The sequence below is a fragment of the Xenorhabdus bovienii SS-2004 genome (genome assembly GCF_000027225.1).
GTDB lineage: Bacteria > Pseudomonadota > Gammaproteobacteria > Enterobacterales > Enterobacteriaceae > Xenorhabdus > Xenorhabdus bovienii_C.
Window position 1 is genome coordinate 2,401,467 of record NC_013892.1, and the last position, 21,286, is coordinate 2,422,752.

Sequence of the window (21,286 nt, forward strand, 5' to 3'; positions counted from 1 at the left end):
GTAAGACAATCCTTTGCAATAACGATCAATTATTCGCTTTTCTAATATAGAGATTCTTAAGATCGATATAATCAAGGGGATCTTTCCCTGTCAGTCCCACCACCGTCGGGCGAATCAGACGCACACTGACACGGTAATAAACGGGTATCAGCCCTGAGTCTTTATCAAGCTGAGCTTCGGCCTGCTGGTAGAATACCTTACGTGCTGCTTCATCTTTCGCGGCCAGAGCCTGACCAAGATAGTTATCAAAGGCAGCGCTTTGATAGAAGCCTGTATTGTTACTGCTATCGGACAACAAAGTATTCAGGAAGGAAGAAGGTTCGTTATAATCACCGCACCATGTTGCCCTTGCCACATCATAATTTCCTTGATGGCGGCTCTCCAGTGAGGTTTTCCATTCTTGATTCTGCAACATCACTTGTGCACCAATGTTCTTCTGCCACATTGATGCTGCAGCAATAGCTTGTTGTTTGTTTTGATCTGAGGTGTTGTACAACAAAGTGAATTTGAGAGGATTACGGACATCAAAACCGGCTTCTTTCAATAGATCCTTTGCCCGTTGGTTACGTTGTTCCTGCGTCCAGTTTGCCCATTCTGGGTTGGTAGTAAAGCCACGATCACCAATGTAAGTAGGAGTGAAGCCATAAGCCGGAATCTGCCCCTGCCCCATAATCTTTTCAGCGATAATATTTCTATTAAGGCTCAATTTAATCGCTTCACGCACCCGTTTATCTTTAAACAGTGGATTTTTGTTATTAATTTCATAGTAAAACGTGCACAGGAAAGGTGAAACGTGTAGTTGGTCTGGAATATCCCTCTTCATCTTTTGGTACAGATAGGGGGTAATAGCACCATTGGTAATGTCTATTTCACCACTGCGGTAACGGTTAATATCACTGACTTCTGAGACGATAGGCAGGAAGGTGCCTTTTTCAATGATGGTTTCTTTATTATTCCAATATTGTGGGTTGCGTGTTAAGACGATACGTTCGTTGACAACCCAATCTTTCAGTACATAAGCCCCATTGCCAATATAATTTTCTGGTAACGTCCATTTTTTATCGAATGCCTCAACCACATCTTGCCTGACAGGTTTCATTGCTGTGTGGCTCAACATGTCTACCAGATAGGGAACCGGATGGCTGAGAGTCACTTGAAAACGGTGATTGTCCAGCGCTTTGACGCCCAATTGATCAGGCGATTTTTTCCCTTTTAAGATATCCTCAGCATTCTGGACATAAGTATATTGCAGATAACTGGTATAAGGTGACCCCACTTTAGGATCAGCAAGGCGACGCCAGCTATAGACAAAATCATGGGCCGTTACTGGCTTACCATCACTCCACTTGGCATTGTCACGTAAATAAAACGTCCAGACCTTATAATCTTCATTTTCCCATTTTTCTGCCACCCCGGGTACAGTCTCACCATCAGGCCCTGTCGTAACCAATCCTTCCAGTAGATTGCGAATAATTGCCGTCTCAGGTGCACCCTCGACCTTATGAGGATCAAGTGAAGCGACTTCAACGCCATTATTAACGGTCACTTCCTGCTTTTCAGCCAATGCCACTCCTGTAGGAACAATTGCAGCCATTCCCTGCGCTACAGGAAACGATAATAAAGCAATAGTCGATATTAACTGACTCAACTTTGATGGTGTTTTCCTCATTTTCCGCTCCAAGTTATCAACAGTAAATTAATAGTTTTTTAATTGACCAATCCCAACATCTTACTCATTTTGTTAATAAAGGGTAGTTCGTCTATTAAAAATCCACATTCGAATAATAATTGTTATAATATTTTTATAAATGGTTTATTAAATAGTTAAAGTAACTTGCCATTTTCGTGCAAAATACATTCACGAAACAAATATAATCAATTGATAATCATTGATTTTATTTTTATTTTTATCGTCTTGGATCCACACAATTCTACCAAAAAAGAAAATAAACATTATTTTAACAAAATGCAATCATCACAGAGTAAAAGTCCACATTCATCACAAAATAGAGAATCAAGACACCCGTTAGTGGAATAATGGAAAGAAAATAGTGTGGAAAATTACAGTATGGCTTTGCAGCAATAGCCGATAAGAAAGGAATAAAATATAACTAATTGTTTTAAAAAAATGATACAGAAACGACACCATTGATTAATAATGCTTATAATTGGTTGTTTATCAACTCATTTTTGGTTAATGCATTACCTATTTCAGTAAAAAGTTTCTTTTTTTATATTAACTTTCCAAATCAGTACCAGCGTTATCATTACCTGTGCAATATCCCAGTAATCCAGAAAACACAGCTTTTGTTCCTGTAACAATAAATTCAATTCCCAGCGACATTAACAGTAGCCCCATAATGTGGATAATCACATTAATACCTGTTTGCCCAAAAAACTTGACCAGTAAGATCGCTGAATGAAATAATAACCAGCAACAAAAAGTAAATAACAGACAGGTTAATGCAAGTCCTAAATAATTTTGCCATCCTTGATAACGTGCACTCCATACAATACAGGCACTGATAGCTCCCGACCCTGTCATAATAGGCAATGCCAATGGAACACCCCACCTGCGATACGAAATGAATCGATAGAAATGCCAAACATATGCAGGATAGAATCACCTATCAGTAATGAAATACACAAAATAATGGCAACAGATAAATTTGCGATAAGGTTTGTTTTATTACATCCCGCTGGTGTCTGATAATTCGTCATACTAATAAAAACAGGTAAAATTCCGATAGGGTTCACCAACGCGAAAAATCCCATCAAAAATTTAATATATCCAGAAAAACCCAGCAATGATTCGTTCACACATAACCTCTCTTTATATAAATAAACAGAACTTATAACAACACGTAAGAAAATACCGTAAAAGAAATATTTTTTCCGTTACGTTAAATCAATAAACCCGGCGTTCTGATTCAATCAAAGCAACATCCTACGTAAGACATACTATAAAAATTTAGTTAATCAATTGTGCCATTAAAGTTAAATAGATACTTGGATTCGCATAATAAGTGCAATTTCTAAGAAAGGCGGTCAGTTGCTATAGTAGGCATCTTTCTTGCCAAAGGAAAATGCGCTATGGCCTATAAACAACTGACCGAAACAGAAAGATATCAGATTTTCAGCCTGAAAGAAGCCGGTTTTTCACAACGGGAGATTTCAAAGTCACTCAATCGAAACCCATCAACGATTAGCCGGGAATTGAGACGAAATCGGGAGGCAAAGAAATATACGCCTGAACAAGCTCAGCTTAAGGCCGTAGCGCGCCGACAGTGTGCTACAAAAGCAGTAAAAGTGAAACCAGAGATAGAAATGTGGATCAAACAGTTAATTTGGCAAGATTTAAGTCCTGAACAAACAGTCGGTTATCTCAAAAGGGAAAATATAATATCTTTGCATCATGAAACAGTTTATCGATTGATTTATAAGGATAAACTTAATGATGGTAATTTATGGCAACATCTTAGGATTGCGAAAAAACCGTATCGTAAACGCTATGGAAGTTATGAGCGCAGAGGAAAAATTAAAAACAGAGTCAGTATTGATAAGCGCCCCAAACTTGTTGATAAAAAGCAGCGTATTGGTGATTGGGAAGGAGATACTATCGTGGGTAAAAATCATAAAAGTGCATTATTGACATTAGTTGAACGAAAATCGTTATTTACTATTATAATTAAACTTGAAAATAAAACAGCAGAAGGGGTCGCAAAAGCGGCAACAAGACATTTATCACTGATAAAACATAAAATTAAAACAATGACCTTTGATAACGGCCTCGAATTTGCCGAACACGAACTGATCAGTAAAAATTTAGAGACAAAAATTTATTTTGCTCACCCGTATTCCCCCTGGGAAAGAGGGATAAATGAGAACACGAATGGATTAATCAGAGATTACTTCCCAAAAGGAACTGATTTTAATAAGGTGTCAGAGCGGGAGATTAACCTTGTGGCAAACCGATTAAATAATCGTCCTCGTAAAACACGAGATTACAAAACACCGAATGAGTTATTTAAAGGAATACCCTCTCATTTACTTCGTCCATTACGGTGTTGCGCTTAATATGTGAATCCAAGATATTTAAATTCACATTTATCCATCAATTGATAATTATTCTCATAAAGGCATATAGCTGAATGGAGTCAGCTATATGTTTTAGTGATTTAGATCACTAAAAAAAAGCCAGCAAGTGATAAGCTGTGCTCAACATTAAATTTCAGGCAAGGTGCATAATTAATATATCAACTCATTAATTTAGGTAATTTTTTTAAGGTAATTAGCGATGTTCATGATTGAATTTCAAACGATGCATCTCACTATATTGTTTAATAGATGAATCATCTCGCCGCTAATTTCCTTAAAAAATTTAACATTTATCAGGAGTAATTTTATGGCTGTAACTCAGATTGCCGAACTCAATGAATTAATTGCTCGTGTAAAAAAAGCCCAGAGAGAATTCACCAATTTTTCCCAAGAACAAATTGACCGAATTTTCCGTGCGGCTGCTCTCGCGGCAGCAGATGCCCGTATTCCATTGGCAAAGTTAGCTGTAGCTGAATCTGGTATGGGTATTGTGGAAGATAAAGTGATCAAAAATCACTTCGCTTCTGAATATATTTATAACGCCTATAAAGATGATAAAACCTGTGGAATTTTATCTGAAGACAATACCTTCGGTACGATAACCATCGCTGAACCTATTGGCTTGATTTGCGGTATTGTTCCAACCACAAATCCAACGTCAACCGCGATTTTCAAAGCACTTATCAGCCTGAAAACCCGTAATGGTATTATTTTTTCGCCCCATCCACGCGCCAAAAAAGCAACCAATAGGGCAGCAGAAATCGTTCTTCAAGCTGCTGTTGCAGCCGGCGCACCAAAAGATATCATCGGTTGGATAGATGAACCTTCTGTTGAACTATCCAATGCTTTAATGCATCACCCTGATATTAATCTTATTTTGGCAACGGGTGGGCCCGGCATGGTAAAAGCAGCCTATAGCTCAGGCAAGCCTGCAATTGGTGTTGGTGCGGGTAATACGCCAGTGGTGATCGATGAATCTGCGGATATCAAACGCGCCGTAGCATCGATCCTGATGTCCAAAACTTTCGATAACGGCGTAATTTGTGCTTCTGAGCAATCTGTAATTGTCGTCGATAACGTTTATGATCAAGTCCGTGAACGTTTCTCAACCCACGGTGGTTATCTCCTGCAAGGAGAGGAGCTTCAAGCCGTTCAAGATATCATTTTAAAAAATGGCAGTCTGAATGCCGCCATCGTTGGCCAACCTGCAACCAAGATTGCTGAAATGGCAGGTATTTGCGTTCCTGATGAAACTAAAATTCTTATCGGTGAAGTCACTTTGGTGGACGAAACAGAACCTTTTGCCCATGAAAAACTTTCGCCACTGCTTGCTATGTACCGTGGTAAAAACTTTGAAGATGCCGTTGAAAAAGCAGAAAAACTGGTTGAAATGGGTGGTATTGGTCACACCTCCTCTCTCTATACTGATCAGGATAATCAATCCGAACGTATCGAATATTTCGGCGACAAGATGAAGACTGCCCGTATTCTGATAAATACACCAGCATCTCAGGGGGGAATCGGCGATCTTTACAATTTCAAACTCTCCCCTTCTCTAACACTGGGTTGCGGCTCTTGGGGAGGAAACTCCATTTCCGAAAACGTGGGGCCAAAACACCTGATCAATACGAAAACTGTCGCCAAAAGAGCCGAGAATATGTTGTGGCATAAACTTCCCAAATCAATCTATTTTCGCCGTGGCTCCCTGCCCGTAGCACTGGAAGAAGTTGCTACAGATGGCGCGAAACGTGCTTTCATCGTGACAGACCGTTTCTTGTTTAATAACGGCTACACCGATCAGGTTATCAACGTATTGAAATCTCACGGAATAGAAACTGAGATTTTCTTCGAAGTTGAAGCCGACCCTACTTTAGGCATCGTCCGCAAGGGCGCCGAACAAATGCATCTGTTTAAACCTGATGTCATCATTGCCCTAGGAGGGGGTTCACCTATGGATGCAGCCAAAATTATGTGGGTTATGTATGAGCATCCAGAAACTCACTTTGAAGAATTGGCACTGCGTTTTATGGATATCCGCAAACGCATTTATAAATTCCCCAAAATGGGCGTGAAAGCAAAAATGGTAGCGATTACAACCACCTCTGGAACAGGTTCAGAGGTAACACCTTTTGCGGTTGTTACCGATGATATCACTGGACAGAAATATCCATTGGCAGATTATGCACTGACACCTGATATGGCGATTGTCGATGCAAACCTTGTTATGAATATGCCAAAGTCGCTGTGTGCCTTTGGTGGATTGGATGCCGTTACCCATGCACTCGAAGCTTATGTCTCTGTCTTGGCTAATGAATACTCTGATGGTCAAGCATTGCAAGCGCTGAAGCTATTGAAGGATTTTCTGCCTGCCAGTTACCATGAAGGTGCTAAAAACCCAGTTGCCCGCGAACGTGTCCATAATGCGGCAACCATTGCCGGAATTGCCTTTGCCAATGCTTTTCTGGGAGTCTGCCATTCTATGGCTCATAAACTGGGCTCTGAGTTCCATATCCCACATGGATTGGCGAATGCGTTGTTGATCTGTAACGTTATTCGCTACAACGCTAACGACAATCCAACAAAACAAACTGCATTCAGTCAATATGACCGTCCACAGGCACGACGCCGCTATGCTGAAATTGCAGAGCATCTGGGGTTGACGGTATCAGGGGATAACACTGCCGCCAAGATTGAAAAATTACTGGCTTGGCTGGAAGAGCTAAAATCTCAATTAGGTATTCCAGTATCAATTCGTGAAACAGGCGTTCAGGAAACCGATTTTCTAACGAAAATCGATAAACTCGCAGAAGACGCTTTTGATGATCAATGCACAGGCGCCAACCCGCGTTATCCACTAATTTCTGAGTTGAAGCAATTGATGCTGGATTCTTTTTACGGTCGTGAATTCACAGAATATGCCATATCTCAGGAAGCAGAAAAACCAAACAGAAAAAATAAATAAATGATGATGTGATGTAATTTAAAAGGTGCAGAAACCATCCTCTGCGCCTTTTTATAATTTCATTTTCTGGCTTCATGATAATGCAAACATAAAGACGCCAGATTCATGGAATTTTTTTTGTCTGAGCTTCACGAATAACGTCAGTATAGTGCCTACGACACACGGAGACGTATTTTTCATTGCCTCCAATATCAACCTGTGCACCATCATAAACAACCTTTCCGTCACTGCCAAAACGCAGTACGCGGCTGGCTTTTCTTCCACAATGGCAAATAGTTTTCAATTCAACCAATTTATCTGACCAAGCGAGAAGATATTGGCTTCCACTGAATAACTCACCTTGGAAATCGGTTCGTAATCCGTAACAAAGGACAGGGATATCGTCATAATCAACGATTTCACACAGTTGTTCGACGTGTTTTTTTGTTAAAAAATGACATTCATCAATCAAGACACAATGAACTTTTTTCATCTCGTTTTCACATCTGATAAGTTCAGCGATATTTGTCTCCGGTGAAAACAATAAGGCATCGACAGATAGACCAATACGGGAACTGACCCGCCCTTTACCAAATCGCGTATCGATTTCTGCTGTAAAAATCAGCGTTCTCATTCCTCTTTCGTTATAGTTATAGGAGGACTGCAATAAAGAAGTTGATTTCCCTGCATTCATGGCAGAATGATAAAAATAAAGCTGAGCCATTGGCCCGTCCATCCTCTTGTCAAATTTAATCAGGTGATAAAACTCTGCAAGTTTACCACAAATTCCGCCTGAAATTATCCCCTGTTATTGACGAATTCGACGTAGCAGAAAGAAATTAGAACAAATAAGAAAAGATTATTTTCATGATGATCATCACATTTGTGTATATAAAATCAACTCCATAAGCACATTCGGCATGATAAACGAACGAAATTAACATCAAAAAGAAATAGTTATTTTTCTTTCCATTCTTTGCATATTAATAATCAAAGTGGTTTACTTTTGTTCAATTCAATCACTATAATCATAACTAATGGATTACCCATAAAAAAACTTTCATCTTATCCTTGTCTTTCACCTTATTTTGAGAAGAACAGTTAACATTCCTTACGGATTGACTATAAATTAGTTTTATACGTAGAAGTTTATCTCCCACTCAACTTTGTAGTAATCCACCTCAAACGGTTATTGAGAAATGATAAACCCAATAGCAGGATTAAAACGCAATATATCGATTGCTAAAAGAATTGCATTTTAAAATGATATGTTTTAGCCTGAGAAAGTAAATTCACTATTGCAGAAAATAAAATAGCATTCTATTATTATCCGTACATCGGCTATCATCATTATAATTTGAGACCAGGACAATGAGCGAAAATTTAAAATCCTTAAATAACATCCGTACCTTGCGCGCACAAGCAAGAGAATGTGAACTTACTACCTTAGAAGAAATGTTGGAAAAACTAACGATTGTTGTTGAAGAACGTCGTGACGAAGACAGCCAAGCTCGCGCACAAATAGAAGAGCGCAGCCGTAAGCTTCAAGAATATCGTGAAATGCTGGAGAAAGACGGCATTGAATTAAGCGATTTAGTAGATGCTTTAAGCGGTAAAGCCACTAGCAAATCTAAGCGTGCTACACGTCCAGCCAAATATTCATACTTTGACGAAGGTGAAACTAAAACTTGGACTGGCCAAGGCCGTACACCAGCTGTAATCAAAAAAGCAATTGATGAAGAAGGCAAAAAGCTGGAAGATTTCTTGATCTAATCAGTTGTTTTGTAAACTTAATAACAAAAATACCCTATCAAGGGTATTTTTGTTTTATGATTAATATATCTAACTAAGTTATTTATTGGCTGATGTAAAGGCACAGAGTGTTATATTAACGGCCAAATCGCCTGCATATTTGCGATGTGCTGAAAACAAATTTAACACTAACTTAGTTTTTTATTAACATAGAATTATAAAAAAGGAGCGGTTCGCTCCTTTTTACTGCCTTTTCATTGTTCCGATTTCTGGTAAAAATCCAAATACCAATCGACAAACCGTTTCACCCCTTCCTTCACTGGAGTATCAGGTGAAAAGCCAATCTTATCATAAAGTGTGTTTGAGTCCGCACAAGTTGATAATACATCACCATCCTGAATTTCCATAAAGTTCTTCTTGGCGTTAATCCCTAATGACGCTTCAATAGCTTCAATAAAATCACCCAATTTTGTCGGCTGACCGTTACCAATATTGTAAATACGATACGGAGCAGAGCTAGAAGATATCTCCCCATCTTCAACTAACCAGTCTTTATTAGGAATAGGAATGATATCTTGCAATCTGATTATAGATTCGACAATATCATCAATATATGTGAAATCCCTCACCATATTACCATGATTATAAACATCAATTGACCGCCCCTCTAACATAGCTTTAGTGAACTTAAATAAAGCCATATCAGGGCGTCCCCACGGCCCGTATACAGTGAAAAACCGCAATCCCGTTGTTGGTAGTTGATAGAGATGAGAATAGCTGTGAGACATTAACTCATCAGCTTTTTTCGTCGCCGCATATAAAGAAACAGGATGATCAACCGAATCATTAGTGGAAAACGGTTGCTTTTTATTTAATCCATACACTGAACTTGAAGATGCATATAATAAGTGCTCAACACGATTATGACGACATCCTTCAAGAATATTGATATGACCAACGATATTGGCGTCAATATATGCCATTGGGTTTTGTATTGAATAACGAACCCCCGGCTGGGCTCCCAGATGGATGACTCGCTGAAATTGGTGTTTAACAAACAATTCCGAGATTGCAATTCTGTCTGCCAGATCTAATTTTTCAAATTGAAAATTCGTATGAGGGAGTAATAAATTTAATCTCGACTGCTTCAAATTAACATCATAATAATCATTGATGTTATCGATACCGACAACTTCATGCCCCATACTCAATAACCGCTGGCTAACATGAAAACCAATAAAACCAGCGGAACCTGTCACTAAAAATTTCATATCATAACTCAAACAACTGGATTGATAGAGGCGCCACGACCAATGCCATAGTAAGTGAATCCACGCGATTGCAGGCGTTCTGGATCGTAAAGATTGCGCCCATCAAAAATTATTGGCGATTTCATTGAATCCTTCACTATATCGAAATCAGGCGCTCTGAAATTCTGCCATTCTGTACAGATAATCAAAGCATCCGCATCTTTTAATGCCGCTTCTTTTGTTCCCATAAGAGAAAGATCATCACGCTGGCCATAAATACGTTGAGCTTCCTGCATAGCTTCTGGATCATATGCCTGCACTTTAGCACCGCTTTCCCACAATGCTTCCATCAATACGCGACTTGATGCCTCACGCATATCATCCGTATTAGGTTTAAATGATAATCCCCAAATTGCGAATGTTTTACCTGATAAATCATCACCAAAATGGCGTTTAACAAAAGTAGGCAGCTTACTCTTTTGTTTTTCGTTAACCAGTTCCACCGCCTGAAGTATTTTAGGTGTATATCCAATCTGCTCGGAAGTCCGGATCAATGCCTGAACATCTTTCGGGAAACATGAACCACCATATCCGCATCCTGGATAAATGAAATGATAGCCAATACGCGAATCAGAACCTATTCCCTGACGTACATGCTCAATATCAGCCCCTAACATTTCTGCCAAGTTTGCAATTTCATTCATAAAACTGATCTTAGTTGCCAACATGCAGTTAGCTGCATATTTAGTCAACTCTGCACTGCGGATGTCCATGACAATCATACGATCATGATTACGATTAAATGGCTCATACAGTTCGCGCATCACATCAATCACATTGTCATTATCACAGCCAATAATAATACGCTCAGGACGCATACAGTCAGAAATCGCTGCCCCTTCCTTCAAAAACTCGGGGTTGGAGACAACATCAAATGGAAAATCTGCGCTGCGTTGAGTTAATGCCGTTTGCATCACTGCTCTGACTTTATCAGCCGTACCTACAGGTACCGTTGATTTATCAACAACAACTTTGTAGCCATCCATGTTTTCCGCAATAGTACGGGCTACAGCAGTGACATATTGAAGATCTGCTGATCCATCTTCATCAGGAGGCGTTCCTACTGCAATAAACTGTAATTTGCCATGTGCAACACCGGCTTTAGCATCCGTTGTAAAATTCAGGCGCCCTTCCGTAAAATTTTTCTTCACAAGCGGTACTAAACCTGGCTCAAAAATAGGGATCTGGCCATTTTTCAGGTTTTCGACTTTTTTTGCATCAACATCGACACAAAGTACATCATGCCCGACTTCAGCAAATACAGTTGCTTGAACCAAGCCCACGTAGCCAATACCAAATACAGTAACTTTCATATCACACCTTAAATTACCAAGAGATTATTTTTCGATCTGATTCTGCAATGTCATGATCCAATCCTTGAATGCTGTACCTAAGTCCTTATGTTTCATACCATATTCGACGAATGCCTGCATATAACCCAATTTATTACCACAATCATGACTGCGGCCTTGCAAATGATAAGCTTCAACGGGTTCTTTTTCCATCAGCATAGCAATGGCATCTGTCAGCTGAATTTCATCTCCTGCACCCGGTGCAGTTTTCGCCAATAATGGCCAGATTTTTTCAGACAACACATAGCGACCAACGATGGAAAGATTCGATGGGGCTTCTTCCGGTTTGGGTTTTTCAACAACACGAGCAATAGGCTTGCTGTCACCAGGTTGCAGATTTTCGCCAAGGCAATCAACAACACCATAATCTGCGACGCTTTCCAAAGGAACGGGTTCAACCAATATCTGGCTCGCTCCACTGCTATTAAAGCGTGACAACATTTCACTCAAATTATATTTCGACAAATCTGTACTGTATTCATCCAAAATGACATCTGGCAGAATAACAGCAAATGGTTCATCACCAATCAGTGGCTTAGCACATAACACCGCATGGCCCAATCCTTTTGCGATCCCCTGACGGGTCTGCATAATTGTCACATGATTTGGGCAAATCGATTGTACCTCATCTAGCAACTGGCGCTTGACCCTCCTTTCAAGGATCGCTTCCAATTCAAAACTGGTATCAAAATGGTTTTCTATAGAGTTTTTGGATGAATGCGTAACCAGAATAATTTCATTAATACCCGCCTTAATACATTCATTAACGACATACTGAATAAGTGGTTTATCAACCAGCGGGAGCATTTCTTTAGGAATGGCTTTGGTCGCCGGCAACATTCTTGTTCCCAAACCAGCAACAGGGATAACAGCTTTTTTTATCTTTTTGTTTATAATTGACATTATATTGTCTCCTACGGCTAGGTTTTCGCTGAAAAAACTCCTTTTGCAGCTTAAACATTAGCACTAACTTTCTAAAAAAACGGATGTGTGAAGAAAATCGCCCGCGTAAGCAGGCGTAAAAAATGATGCGCTCAAGTATACCAGCTAACTCAGCTAGATATACAGCACGCTGGCGTTTAATCACATTCCCATAATTCAATATTTAATATCGCCTGAGAGTGGTGCATAAATGTTATAGGATCACTGATAAAATGGTGGAGAAAACATCAGTTTTATTTGATTTTTGTTATTCCATATGCGGCATTGCCAAAGAGAACTATGTTCACATACCTGATGTGAATGAATTATCTTCAACGTACCAAGAGGAATCCCTCTACCCAACTGCTGTTGATGATTACCAGACTGAATACGCGCACTTAATCCTGCTGATGACATTAAGATGGTTTTATTATGCGTATTGTAATAACCCAATAATAATGGAAGTGGTTCTGAAATCTCCGTATCATTTAATATCCGGTTCACCCAGTTCATGATCTCTTGCATATCTGGCAGACCACTTTTTTTATGAAACTTTCGTTTTTTCAATAAATTATTGAAAACTACTCTCAATAGCAGTGCAGATACAGCACCATTATCTTTCGAACGGCTAATATCCAGACAATAGAAAATCATTTCATTATCAGAAAGTGCTGTGATGTCAAAAACCAAACCCATTTTACCTACTGTGTTTAATAAGCGGTAATTTACCCTACAGTTAGCAATAGTTTGGGAGACCGGTGGCTGTAGTTGTTTTAATAAACACCAGACTGATTCCGTATTTTGTTTTAGTCTCGACAGTTCCTGAATCAGGCGGTTTTGCTCTATCGCATCAGACATAAATACCTTCGGATGTAAATAATCCAAAGCCATTTCCTTTACCTCATTGAGATTGGCTATCGGCTTTAACAGAATGTCTTTAGCTCCAAGGCGCAGCGCATCATCTATCTCCGTCATCTTACTTGTTGCGGAAACAATAATGATGGGAATAGTCAATCCCTTCATCGCCATATGGCTCATAAATTCAATGCCATCCATAATAGGCATGCTTAAATCGCAGAAAATGAGTTCAGGTTTTATCTCTCTATCAACCATCTGTAATGCCATTTCTCCATTTGATGCACACATCGTTATCGCACCCAGAGAGTTTAGGTAATCTGTTAATAAGGAGCAAAAAACGGGTTCATCCTCTACAACTAATATCCTCTTATCCTGCAATACCTTTTCCACAACAGTAGCCCCTTACCAAGCATTGCGGCTATTACCCATATTCGGGTATCATCAGCCAATGATAGTCCAATAGGTCATTACTATTTGTACTCTTACATATCTTTGCAGTATCGGTCATATTAACAGCAACTATTTAAACAACTGGAGTTATTTTGACAAAAATATGCCCTTGTGGCAGCGACTCTCTTTTCGTACATTGCTGCGGCCCCTATCTTGAAAATCACCACTCCGCTCCAGATGCCGAATCTTTGATGCGTTCCAGATATAGTGCTTATGCAACAAAAAATGCAGATTATCTCATCGCAACTTGGCACCCGGATTGTCAAGCTGAAAGCTGGCGTTCTGAAATAGAACAAAGTTTTGCGAGTGTACAGTGGCTAGGTCTAAATGTTATTGAGACAAGTGAAGGGCAACATAATAACGAAGCCTATGTCGAATTTTCAGCCTGCTTTATTGAGCAAGGAAAGCAAGATAGACAATTGATCCATGAGCGCTCCCGTTTTTTGCGCATTGACCGGCATTGGTTTTATTTAGATGGCATACGTCCCCAAACAGGCCGTAATAGTCCTTGTCCATGTGGTTCAGGCAAAAAATACAAAAAGTGCTGTGGCTAGATCAATATCCAAATATCAAACACAACAACTCACACACAGTGAAGAACCTTTAAGGATCATGTAATCCATGCAAAACGCAAACATACAAAAAAAAATCTTGCGTACAATCTGTCCTGATGCCAAAGGATTAATCGCAAAGATCACGAACATTTGCTACAAGCATCAATTGAATATTGTTCAAAATAATGAATTTGTAGATCATCGTACTGGCCGTTTTTTTATGCGCACAGAGCTGGAAGGTATTTTCAATGATGAAACATTTCTAGCCGATTTGGATGATGCCTTGCCTGCGGGTTCAAACCGTGAATTAAATACAGCAGGTCGTCGCCGTATTGTCATTATGGTGACAAAAGAAGCTCATTGTATCGGTGACATCTTAGTAAAAAGCGCTTATGGCGGATTGGATGTCGAGATTGCTGCCGTTATCGGCAACCATACGATCCTGCAACACTTGGTGGAACAATTTGATATTCCGTTCCACTACATTAGTCATGATGGTTTAACCCGAGAACAACATGACGAAGCATTGATGGTTCAAATCGAACAATATAAACCCGATTATGTTGTACTCGCTAAGTATATGCGTGTCTTGACGCCAGCATTTGTTCAGCATTATCCGAACCAAATCATCAACATTCACCATTCATTCTTGCCTGCTTTTATTGGTGCCCGCCCCTATCATCAGGCTTATGAGCGTGGCGTCAAAATAATAGGTGCTACTGCACATTATGTGAATGATAACTTGGATGAAGGCCCAATCATCACACAGGATGTGATAAATGTGGATCATACCTATACTGCCGAGGAGATGAAGCGCGCAGGATTGGATGTTGAAAAAAATGTGCTGAGTCAGGCATTGCACTGGGTCTTTTCTCAGCGGGTTTTTGTGTATGGTAATCGTACTGTTATTCTCTGATAAAAGATAAAGTATTTTTTATCTGTCAGGTACTTATTGCTGTTGATGATCTGACCTGATGGAACGGGATTTGAGCATCAAGTTTAAAAAATCAGCATTTGATACTTTATTTTCAATTATCTACTTTACAGCGGCGGCTTATCTGATATTATGCCGTCCGCTGTCAACGATAGCATACAATTTAAAAATTTGGTGGGGTTCCCGAGCGGCCAAAGGGAGCAGACTGTAAATCTGCCGTCACAGACTTCGAAGGTTCGAATCCTTCCCCCACCACCATCCAAGAAATATTCTTAATATCCAATAAATCCAAAAGTCAATAAATTCCCACTTTGAGTAAGCTAAAAACCTTCGATCAAGGCTCGAATTAATCACAGCGAAATAACAGTATGTGAAGTAAGATAACAATATGCGAAACTCGTTGATCCGTAGGAAGGGGAAAGAAGTAACGAATTATCCTTCCCCCACACCATCAAATAGATGTTCTGTTACTTTCATCAACTGCCACAATCAACAGGTGTCCGCATGGGGAAAGAACAAGTAATTCGCTCAAAGAGCAGATGAATATTACAAAATTAGCGTATTTGAATAAGCACCAAGAGCGGAGTTTGGGTATGATATTTCACTCCGCTTATGCAATCTGATTACTCCATATCGCTAACAGAGTCTATAAAGCGATTTAACACACTTGAATGAGATTTTGATTTGTAGACATAACACTGATTAACTGCATCAGTTCGTGATATTGGAATAAAGCCTAAGCTTTCTCCCTCTTCCAATGCACCAGAGTGGGAATCTGTAATAAAGATATAATCTGTTGACTGAATAAAATTAAGACAGCACTCGATACTATCCATTTGCCGTATATTGACTTTCTCTCCATTTTTTATCATTTCTTCTTCTAAATTCTTTATCAAATTACCTTTATAGAGTACTGGGTCACATAACCATGTTCTCTTTTTCAGCAATTGAGTAAAGTCGCCGTGAACCTCATCCAATAATTCCTTACGGCAGCAGATCCCTAAATTTGGTCCTTCAATTTTTCGGACAAGGCTGAATCGATCACTGAGTACTTTTTCTGAGCTTAAAATTATCGTATTGCCCTCATAGTCAACTATTTCATCGATGTTATCATAACTGAAGCGTAATATATTAACTTGAGCATTATTTCTGTCTGCTGCTTTATAAAGCGAAATTAGATGCTTTTTCTTACCCCAATCATGGTATATATTTACAACATTACAAATACTCCCGCTGATGTGTTTCTTTGTAATTTCTTTCTCTTTCAAATAAAGTTCTTTTAGGTCATTATATAGTTCCACTCCGTCTTTGGTCAGAATCATCCCAAACTTCTCCCTTTTAAATAAGCGCTTTCCTAACGTCGCTTCGAAGTCTTTAATTGATTTAGCGACTGGGGGAGTAGTACGGTTCATCACTCTTGCCGCTTTGCTTAAAGAACCCATTTCCACCACCGCCATGAATGCTTCTAATTTACGAGAAAAAAACATAATTCACCGTTCCTATGTAACTTGTGGCTAAAATAATTTCCTTGAAATGGCCTTCTCATCAGGTAACCGCTAAATCAAACTTGATATTATGAAGGTATAATTTTGTACAATAAAAACAAATGTTTTTCAAATGGCATTTATATAAAAATACCAGTCCCTGATGCAATAATGCGGTTTAGATGAACTATATTATTCATCTATAGCATGATGAATATTCCACCGTGATTGTAAGCCATTAATAAATATAAGCATGACCTACACGTTTAATTTTCTATCAGAGATTGATTAACTCTTCTACTTTTTCATTAATTATTTTTTGTAATGCGTGACACAAAATAAATTTATAAAATAAAAACACTTTCAAAAATTATAATATCAAATGTTGAATATAACCAATTATAACTAACAGACCGTTATTCATCCATTAACTTACCATTTATTAATTCTATGGTTTTCATTATTTAAAACGATTACTCACTCAAAATTTCAGGTAATGAGAGTATTATATTCAGTATAGTATGTCATATAGGAGTAAAATAGCTAAATATCCAAGTAATCAGCCAAAAATTATTATTTAATAAATAGTTACATTCTTATTTATATCTGTTAACATTGAAAAACAGCTTATTCTAATGGTGATTATAACGATATGAAATTTGTCTCATTCAATATTAATGGCCTGCGGGCGCGTCCTCACCAACTTGCTGCCATCGTTGAACAGCACCAACCAGATGTTATCGGATTGCAGGAAACAAAAGTTCATGATGAAATGTTTCCTTTAGAAGAAGTTAGCAAACTTGGTTACCACATCTTCTATCACGGCCAAAAATCCCACTACGGTGTTGCCCTGCTCACCCGTCAGCAACCCGTTACTGTTCGTAAAGGCTTTCCTACTGATGATGATGACGCACAGAGGCGCATCATCATGGCTGATATCGAAACGCCGCAAGGCTTAATGACCATAATCAACGGTTACTTTCCTCAAGGCGAAAGCCGTGAACATCCGGTTAAGTTTCCAGCAAAAGAAAAATTTTATCAGGACCTGAATCGCTATCTGGAAAAAAACCAATCTCCAGATTCACATATTCTCATTATGGGTGATATGAATATCAGCCCAACTGATCTCGATATTGGGATCGGAGAAAATAACCAGAAACGCTGGTTAAAAACGGGGAAGTGTTCCTTTTTACCGGAAGAAAGAGAATGGATGGGACGTCTTAAAGACTGGGGCTTAATCGACACATTCCGGGCACAGCATCCAGAAGCCAGTGACCAGTTCTCTTGGTTTGACTATCGCTCAAAAGGGTTTGATGATAATCGAGGGCTGCGCATTGATTTGCTGCTTGCCAGCCGCCCATTGGCAGAACGGTGCCTCTCTTCTGGCATAGATTACGCTATCCGCAGCATGGAAAAACCATCTGATCATGCACCGGTCTGGGCGGAGTTTGGAATATAGTTTTCAGACATGAAAACACAGCACCTTCAATAACGGTGCTGTGTTTTCATTCTGGTTACTCTTACTCCGTTTTATTCACTTTTTCTTTGCCCTTTTTTACCTGTTTTGTTTTCCCTTTTTTGCCTTTCATAGGAACAGGAGGCAAGTCCCTAAAAGCTTTCAAGTTCCGATACTGCTTCGCCTGCCAGATTAACTGCTGTAATGTTTCCTGAAGGGGCAGCATAAAATCCTGATAACGAAACTGTTTCTCACTGATCTGCGTTAATTTGGATTCCCAATGTGCAGTCATATCCGGTAATACTGCCATATCCGGCAATACATGAATAAGTGCTCGTCCAGCAGGTGTTGCATGAATATTACGCCCTTTTTTGTACAAGAATTCCCGTTTGAACAGCAGTTCAATAATACCGGCTCTTGTTGCCTCTGTACCTAATCCATCCGTCGCACGTAGCACCTTCTTCAGTGACTTATCCTGTACAAATCGTGCAATACCTGTCATAGCAGATAGTAAAGTCGCATCGCTAAAAGGGCGCGGCGGTTGAGTCTGCCTTTCCACCACTTCCCCTTTTTCACACAAAAGCTCATCCCCCTTGGCAACAACAGGCAATGGAGTGCCTTCATTTTCCTCATCCCGCTCCTTGTTGCCAAGAAGAGTTCTCCAACCTGCTTCGGCCAGAAAACGCGCTTTAGCAATGAATTTGCCACCCGCAATATCAAGTTCAATCGTACATTTACGGAATACCGCATCAGGTAAAAACTGCATCAGATACTGTCTGGCAATCAAACCATAAATTTGCCTTTCATTTTCTGTCAAATTGACTTGGCTGCTTCGAGCAGTCGGAACAATCGCATGGTGTGCATCAACTTTCTTATCATCCCAGCAACGATTCTTCTTATCACTCTCCAGTGCATCCTGCGGAAGTAAATCAGAAGAATGTATCGAAATGGCATTCAAGACAGCATGACGCCCGACGAAATGCTCTTCAGGCAAATAACGGCAATCAGAACGCGGATAGGTGATCAGTTTATGGGTTTCATAAAGTCGCTGACAGATATCCAGTACATTCTGAGCACTTAAACCAAAACGCTTGGCCGCTTCAATCTGCAAAGAAGAAAGAGAAAATGGCAACGGTGCCGTTTCTGATTCCCGCTTATCCTGATAGGCAGTAACATAAGCAGGCTGGCCCGTAATACGAGCCACTACATGCTCTGCCAATGGCTGGTGTATGAGCCGTCCTTCTTCATCTTGAAAATCAATGCAGGATTCACTAGGCTGCCATAAGGCCGTAAATTGTTCCTCGTTTGGCGTAACAATGTACGCCTTAACTTCAAAGAAATCTTTCGGCACAAAGTGCTCTATTTCTTCGTCACGACGAACAACCAGTCCCAAAACCGGTGTCTGGACACGTCCGACAGATAACACTCCCTGATAGCCAGCATTCTGCCCCAATAATGTATAAGCACGGGTCATGTTAATGCCATAGAGCCAGTCGGCTCTGGCTCTGGCGAGTGCGGAAACACACAGGGGAATGAATTCCCGATTACTTCTCAGACGTTCAACCGCCTTGATTACCGCCTGAGGGTTCAGGTCATTAATCAGACAGCGCTGGACGTTCTGTTTTTTATCATCCCTAAGATTCAGAAAATCCAGCACTTCGTCCACCAGTAACTGCCCTTCGCGATCAGGGTCACCTGCGTGAATAACTTCGTCCGCTTTTTCCAGAAGGGATTTAATCGTGTTGAGCTGTTTAGCCACAGCAGCCCGTGGCTTCAACCGCCATTTTTCAGGAATGATCGGTAAATCAGACAAGACCCAACGCGCATAACGGCTATCGTAGGTATCTGGCTCGGCCTGCTCTAATAGATGGCCTACACACCAAGTCACAAATTGGTTGTTACCGCATTCGATAAACCCATCCCCCCGACGATGGGGTTTCGGCAAAATATCTGCAATAGCTCGCGCGAGGCTGGGTTTTTCTGCAATAAAAAGACGCATGGAATTTTATTCAATAACTTCAATCAATGCCCTGTCTGAGTGTGGTTCAGTCAGTTCACCAATGGCAATTAAATCAATGTTGTGGCTTCGTGCAATGGCTTTCGCCTCTTCCACGGCATCTGGCAGTACTGCCAGCAATAAACCACCCGAAGTTTGTGGATCACACAAGAGATGGCGCTGACGCGCTGTCATCTCCCCAATCAAATGTCCATAACTGTCAATTTACATACGGCCCGATCTCCTTCAATAACTTTTTGCGCGATTTCTGGGAATAGTTTAGCAGTTGGCCAGCCCAAAATCGCAATCGCCTGACTGGCTTTCCGCCCATCGCATAGATATCACTGATGGCATTAGTGCCTGCAATGCGGCCAAAATCAAATGGGTCATCGACAATAGGCATGAAGAAATCCGTGGTACTGATGATACCAGTACCATTGCCGATATCGTATACGGCAGCATCGTCACGGGTTTCGTTTCCCACCAGCAGATTTGGGTCGAAAAATTTTGGCCACTCACTGCGCAGAATAGTCTCCAGCACTTTGGGTGAGATTTTACAGCCACACCCAGCACCATGACTATACTGAGTCAGACGGATTTCAGTTGGCATAGCTGATTTCACTTAGAAGTAACTAACAAAGTTAGTCAAATCCGGTAATGCTACTTTTTCAGGTGCTTTGAGTACAGGTGTTCCCAAATAGAGGAACCCGACGATTTTATCATTCTCTCCACATCCCAGACCTGCTTTGACAACGGGATCTTCTGTCCATGATCCTGAACGCCATATTCCACCAAACCCCTGAGCCACAGCCGCCATTTGCATGGCATGTACCGCACAACCAGCCGCTACGACTTGCTCCCATGCAGGTATTTTCGTATTTTCAACAACTTTGGCGATAACAGTGATAACCATGGGTGCACGATAAGGTGCATTTCTCGCTTTTTCCTCAACTTCTTGGCCCAAAGCATTCTCAATCGCTGATTTTTCCAACAATTTACTGAATTTATCAATACCCTCGCCCTGCATGACGACAAAATGCCAAGGACGCAATGCCCCATGATCTGGCGCTCTCATCCCTGCTGCCAGAATATACTCCAGCTCATTTCCTTCGGGAGCGGGCGTGGTCAAACGTGAAGCTGAACGACGATTTAATAAAAGTTCCAAAGCATTCATAATTTT

The 21,286-nt window shown here is 40.3% G+C and carries 16 protein-coding genes, 1 tRNA gene, 1 other RNA gene and 2 pseudogenes; 8 read left to right on the top strand and 12 right to left on the bottom strand.

Annotated elements, in window-relative coordinates; all coding sequences use genetic code 11:
* Positions 1–25: 25 nt before the first annotated feature.
* Entirely contained in the window at positions 26–1,669 is a 1,644-nt protein-coding gene (locus XBJ1_RS10240) for an ABC transporter substrate-binding protein (protein WP_012988857.1), read from the bottom strand.
* A 567-nt stretch (positions 1,670–2,236) separates the two neighbouring features.
* Positions 2,237–2,820, bottom strand: a pseudogene (locus XBJ1_RS10245) (MarC family protein).
* 273 nt (positions 2,821–3,093) lie between these two features.
* Between XBJ1_RS10245 and XBJ1_RS10250 the strand changes: the two are divergent.
* Both XBJ1_RS10250 and adhE read left to right on the top strand, forming a co-directional pair.
* The gene (locus XBJ1_RS10250) at positions 3,094–4,077 is read left to right on the top strand and encodes an IS30 family transposase (RefSeq protein WP_012988237.1); all 984 of its coding nucleotides are present in this window, start codon (positions 3,094–3,096) and stop codon (positions 4,075–4,077) included.
* 328 nt (positions 4,078–4,405) lie between these two features.
* Positions 4,406–7,060 (top strand): bifunctional acetaldehyde-CoA/alcohol dehydrogenase, encoded by a 2,655-nt coding sequence (gene adhE / locus XBJ1_RS10255; RefSeq protein ID WP_012988860.1) that lies wholly within the window; start codon positions 4,406–4,408, stop codon positions 7,058–7,060.
* 103 nt (positions 7,061–7,163) lie between these two features.
* On the opposite strand, the gene XBJ1_RS10260 is transcribed toward adhE, so the two are convergent.
* Complete coding sequence (locus XBJ1_RS10260; RefSeq protein WP_012988861.1) at positions 7,164–7,763, bottom strand: thymidine kinase; 600 nt, start codon at positions 7,761–7,763, stop codon at positions 7,164–7,166.
* 647 nt (positions 7,764–8,410) lie between these two features.
* Here XBJ1_RS10260 and hns point away from each other — a divergent pair.
* Positions 8,411–8,812, top strand: coding sequence for a histone-like nucleoid-structuring protein H-NS (hns, locus tag XBJ1_RS10265; RefSeq protein ID WP_012988862.1), 402 nt, complete (start codon positions 8,411–8,413; stop codon positions 8,810–8,812).
* Positions 8,813–9,045: 233 nt separating this feature from the next.
* Here hns and XBJ1_RS10270 read toward each other — a convergent pair whose 3' ends face one another.
* The 4 genes from XBJ1_RS10270 to rssB all read right to left on the bottom strand — a co-directional run bounded on the left by XBJ1_RS10270 (position 9,046) and on the right by rssB (position 13,622).
* Positions 9,046–10,062: an NAD-dependent epimerase gene (locus XBJ1_RS10270; protein WP_012988863.1), complete on the bottom strand. Its 1,017-nt coding sequence runs from the start codon at positions 10,060–10,062 to the stop codon at positions 9,046–9,048.
* A gap of 8 nt (positions 10,063–10,070) precedes the next feature.
* On the bottom strand, positions 10,071–11,414 hold the full coding sequence (locus XBJ1_RS10275) for a UDP-glucose dehydrogenase family protein (protein ID WP_012988864.1): 1,344 nt from the start codon (positions 11,412–11,414) through the stop codon (positions 10,071–10,073).
* Positions 11,415–11,438: 24 nt separating this feature from the next.
* Positions 11,439–12,356, bottom strand: a complete 918-nt coding sequence (galU, locus tag XBJ1_RS10280; protein WP_012988865.1) for a UTP--glucose-1-phosphate uridylyltransferase GalU — start codon at positions 12,354–12,356, stop codon at positions 11,439–11,441.
* Positions 12,357–12,596: 240 nt separating this feature from the next.
* Positions 12,597–13,622 (bottom strand): two-component system response regulator RssB, encoded by a 1,026-nt coding sequence (gene rssB, locus XBJ1_RS10285; RefSeq protein WP_038198883.1) that lies wholly within the window; start codon positions 13,620–13,622, stop codon positions 12,597–12,599.
* 152 nt (positions 13,623–13,774) lie between these two features.
* Here rssB and XBJ1_RS10290 point away from each other — a divergent pair, with 152 nt between their 5' ends.
* From XBJ1_RS10290 to XBJ1_RS19880, 4 genes are all read left to right on the top strand, one after another.
* Positions 13,775–14,236 carry a YchJ family protein gene (locus tag XBJ1_RS10290; protein WP_038198885.1) on the top strand — a complete coding sequence of 154 codons (462 nt, stop codon included), beginning with the start codon at positions 13,775–13,777 and terminating at the stop codon, positions 14,234–14,236.
* Positions 14,237–14,303: 67 nt separating this feature from the next.
* A complete protein-coding gene (purU, locus tag XBJ1_RS10295; RefSeq protein WP_012988868.1) occupies positions 14,304–15,152 on the top strand; it encodes a formyltetrahydrofolate deformylase in 849 nt (282 codons plus the stop codon).
* A 191-nt stretch (positions 15,153–15,343) separates the two neighbouring features.
* Positions 15,344–15,428, top strand: a tRNA-Tyr gene (locus tag XBJ1_RS10300).
* Between the two features lie 41 nt (positions 15,429–15,469).
* Positions 15,470–15,622, top strand: a non-coding RNA gene (locus tag XBJ1_RS19880) — RtT sRNA.
* Positions 15,623–15,793: 171 nt separating this feature from the next.
* Here XBJ1_RS19880 and XBJ1_RS10305 read toward each other — a convergent pair.
* On the bottom strand, positions 15,794–16,657 hold the full coding sequence (locus XBJ1_RS10305; protein ID WP_012988869.1) for a helix-turn-helix domain-containing protein: 864 nt from the start codon (positions 16,655–16,657) through the stop codon (positions 15,794–15,796).
* Positions 16,658–17,306: 649 nt separating this feature from the next.
* Here XBJ1_RS10305 and xthA point away from each other — a divergent pair.
* On the top strand, positions 17,307–18,113 hold the full coding sequence (xthA, locus tag XBJ1_RS10310; protein WP_012988870.1) for an exodeoxyribonuclease III: 807 nt from the start codon (positions 17,307–17,309) through the stop codon (positions 18,111–18,113).
* A 61-nt stretch (positions 18,114–18,174) separates the two neighbouring features.
* Here xthA and XBJ1_RS10315 read toward each other — a convergent pair whose 3' ends face one another.
* From XBJ1_RS10315 to XBJ1_RS10330, 4 genes and pseudogenes are all read right to left on the bottom strand, one after another.
* Positions 18,175–20,109 carry a DNA topoisomerase III gene (locus XBJ1_RS10315; protein WP_012988871.1) on the bottom strand — a complete coding sequence of 645 codons (1,935 nt, stop codon included), beginning with the start codon at positions 20,107–20,109 and terminating at the stop codon, positions 18,175–18,177.
* 6 nt (positions 20,110–20,115) lie between these two features.
* Positions 20,116–20,301, bottom strand: coding sequence for an AIR synthase-related protein (locus XBJ1_RS22510; RefSeq protein ID WP_230578222.1), 186 nt, complete (start codon positions 20,299–20,301; stop codon positions 20,116–20,118).
* A gap of 32 nt (positions 20,302–20,333) precedes the next feature.
* Positions 20,334–20,716: pseudogene (gene selD, locus XBJ1_RS22515) on the bottom strand (selenide, water dikinase SelD); the annotation flags it as partial.
* Between the two features lie 12 nt (positions 20,717–20,728).
* Positions 20,729–21,280, bottom strand: a complete 552-nt coding sequence (locus tag XBJ1_RS10330; RefSeq protein ID WP_012988874.1) for an NAD(P)H nitroreductase — start codon at positions 21,278–21,280, stop codon at positions 20,729–20,731.
* Positions 21,281–21,286 lie beyond the last annotated feature (6 nt).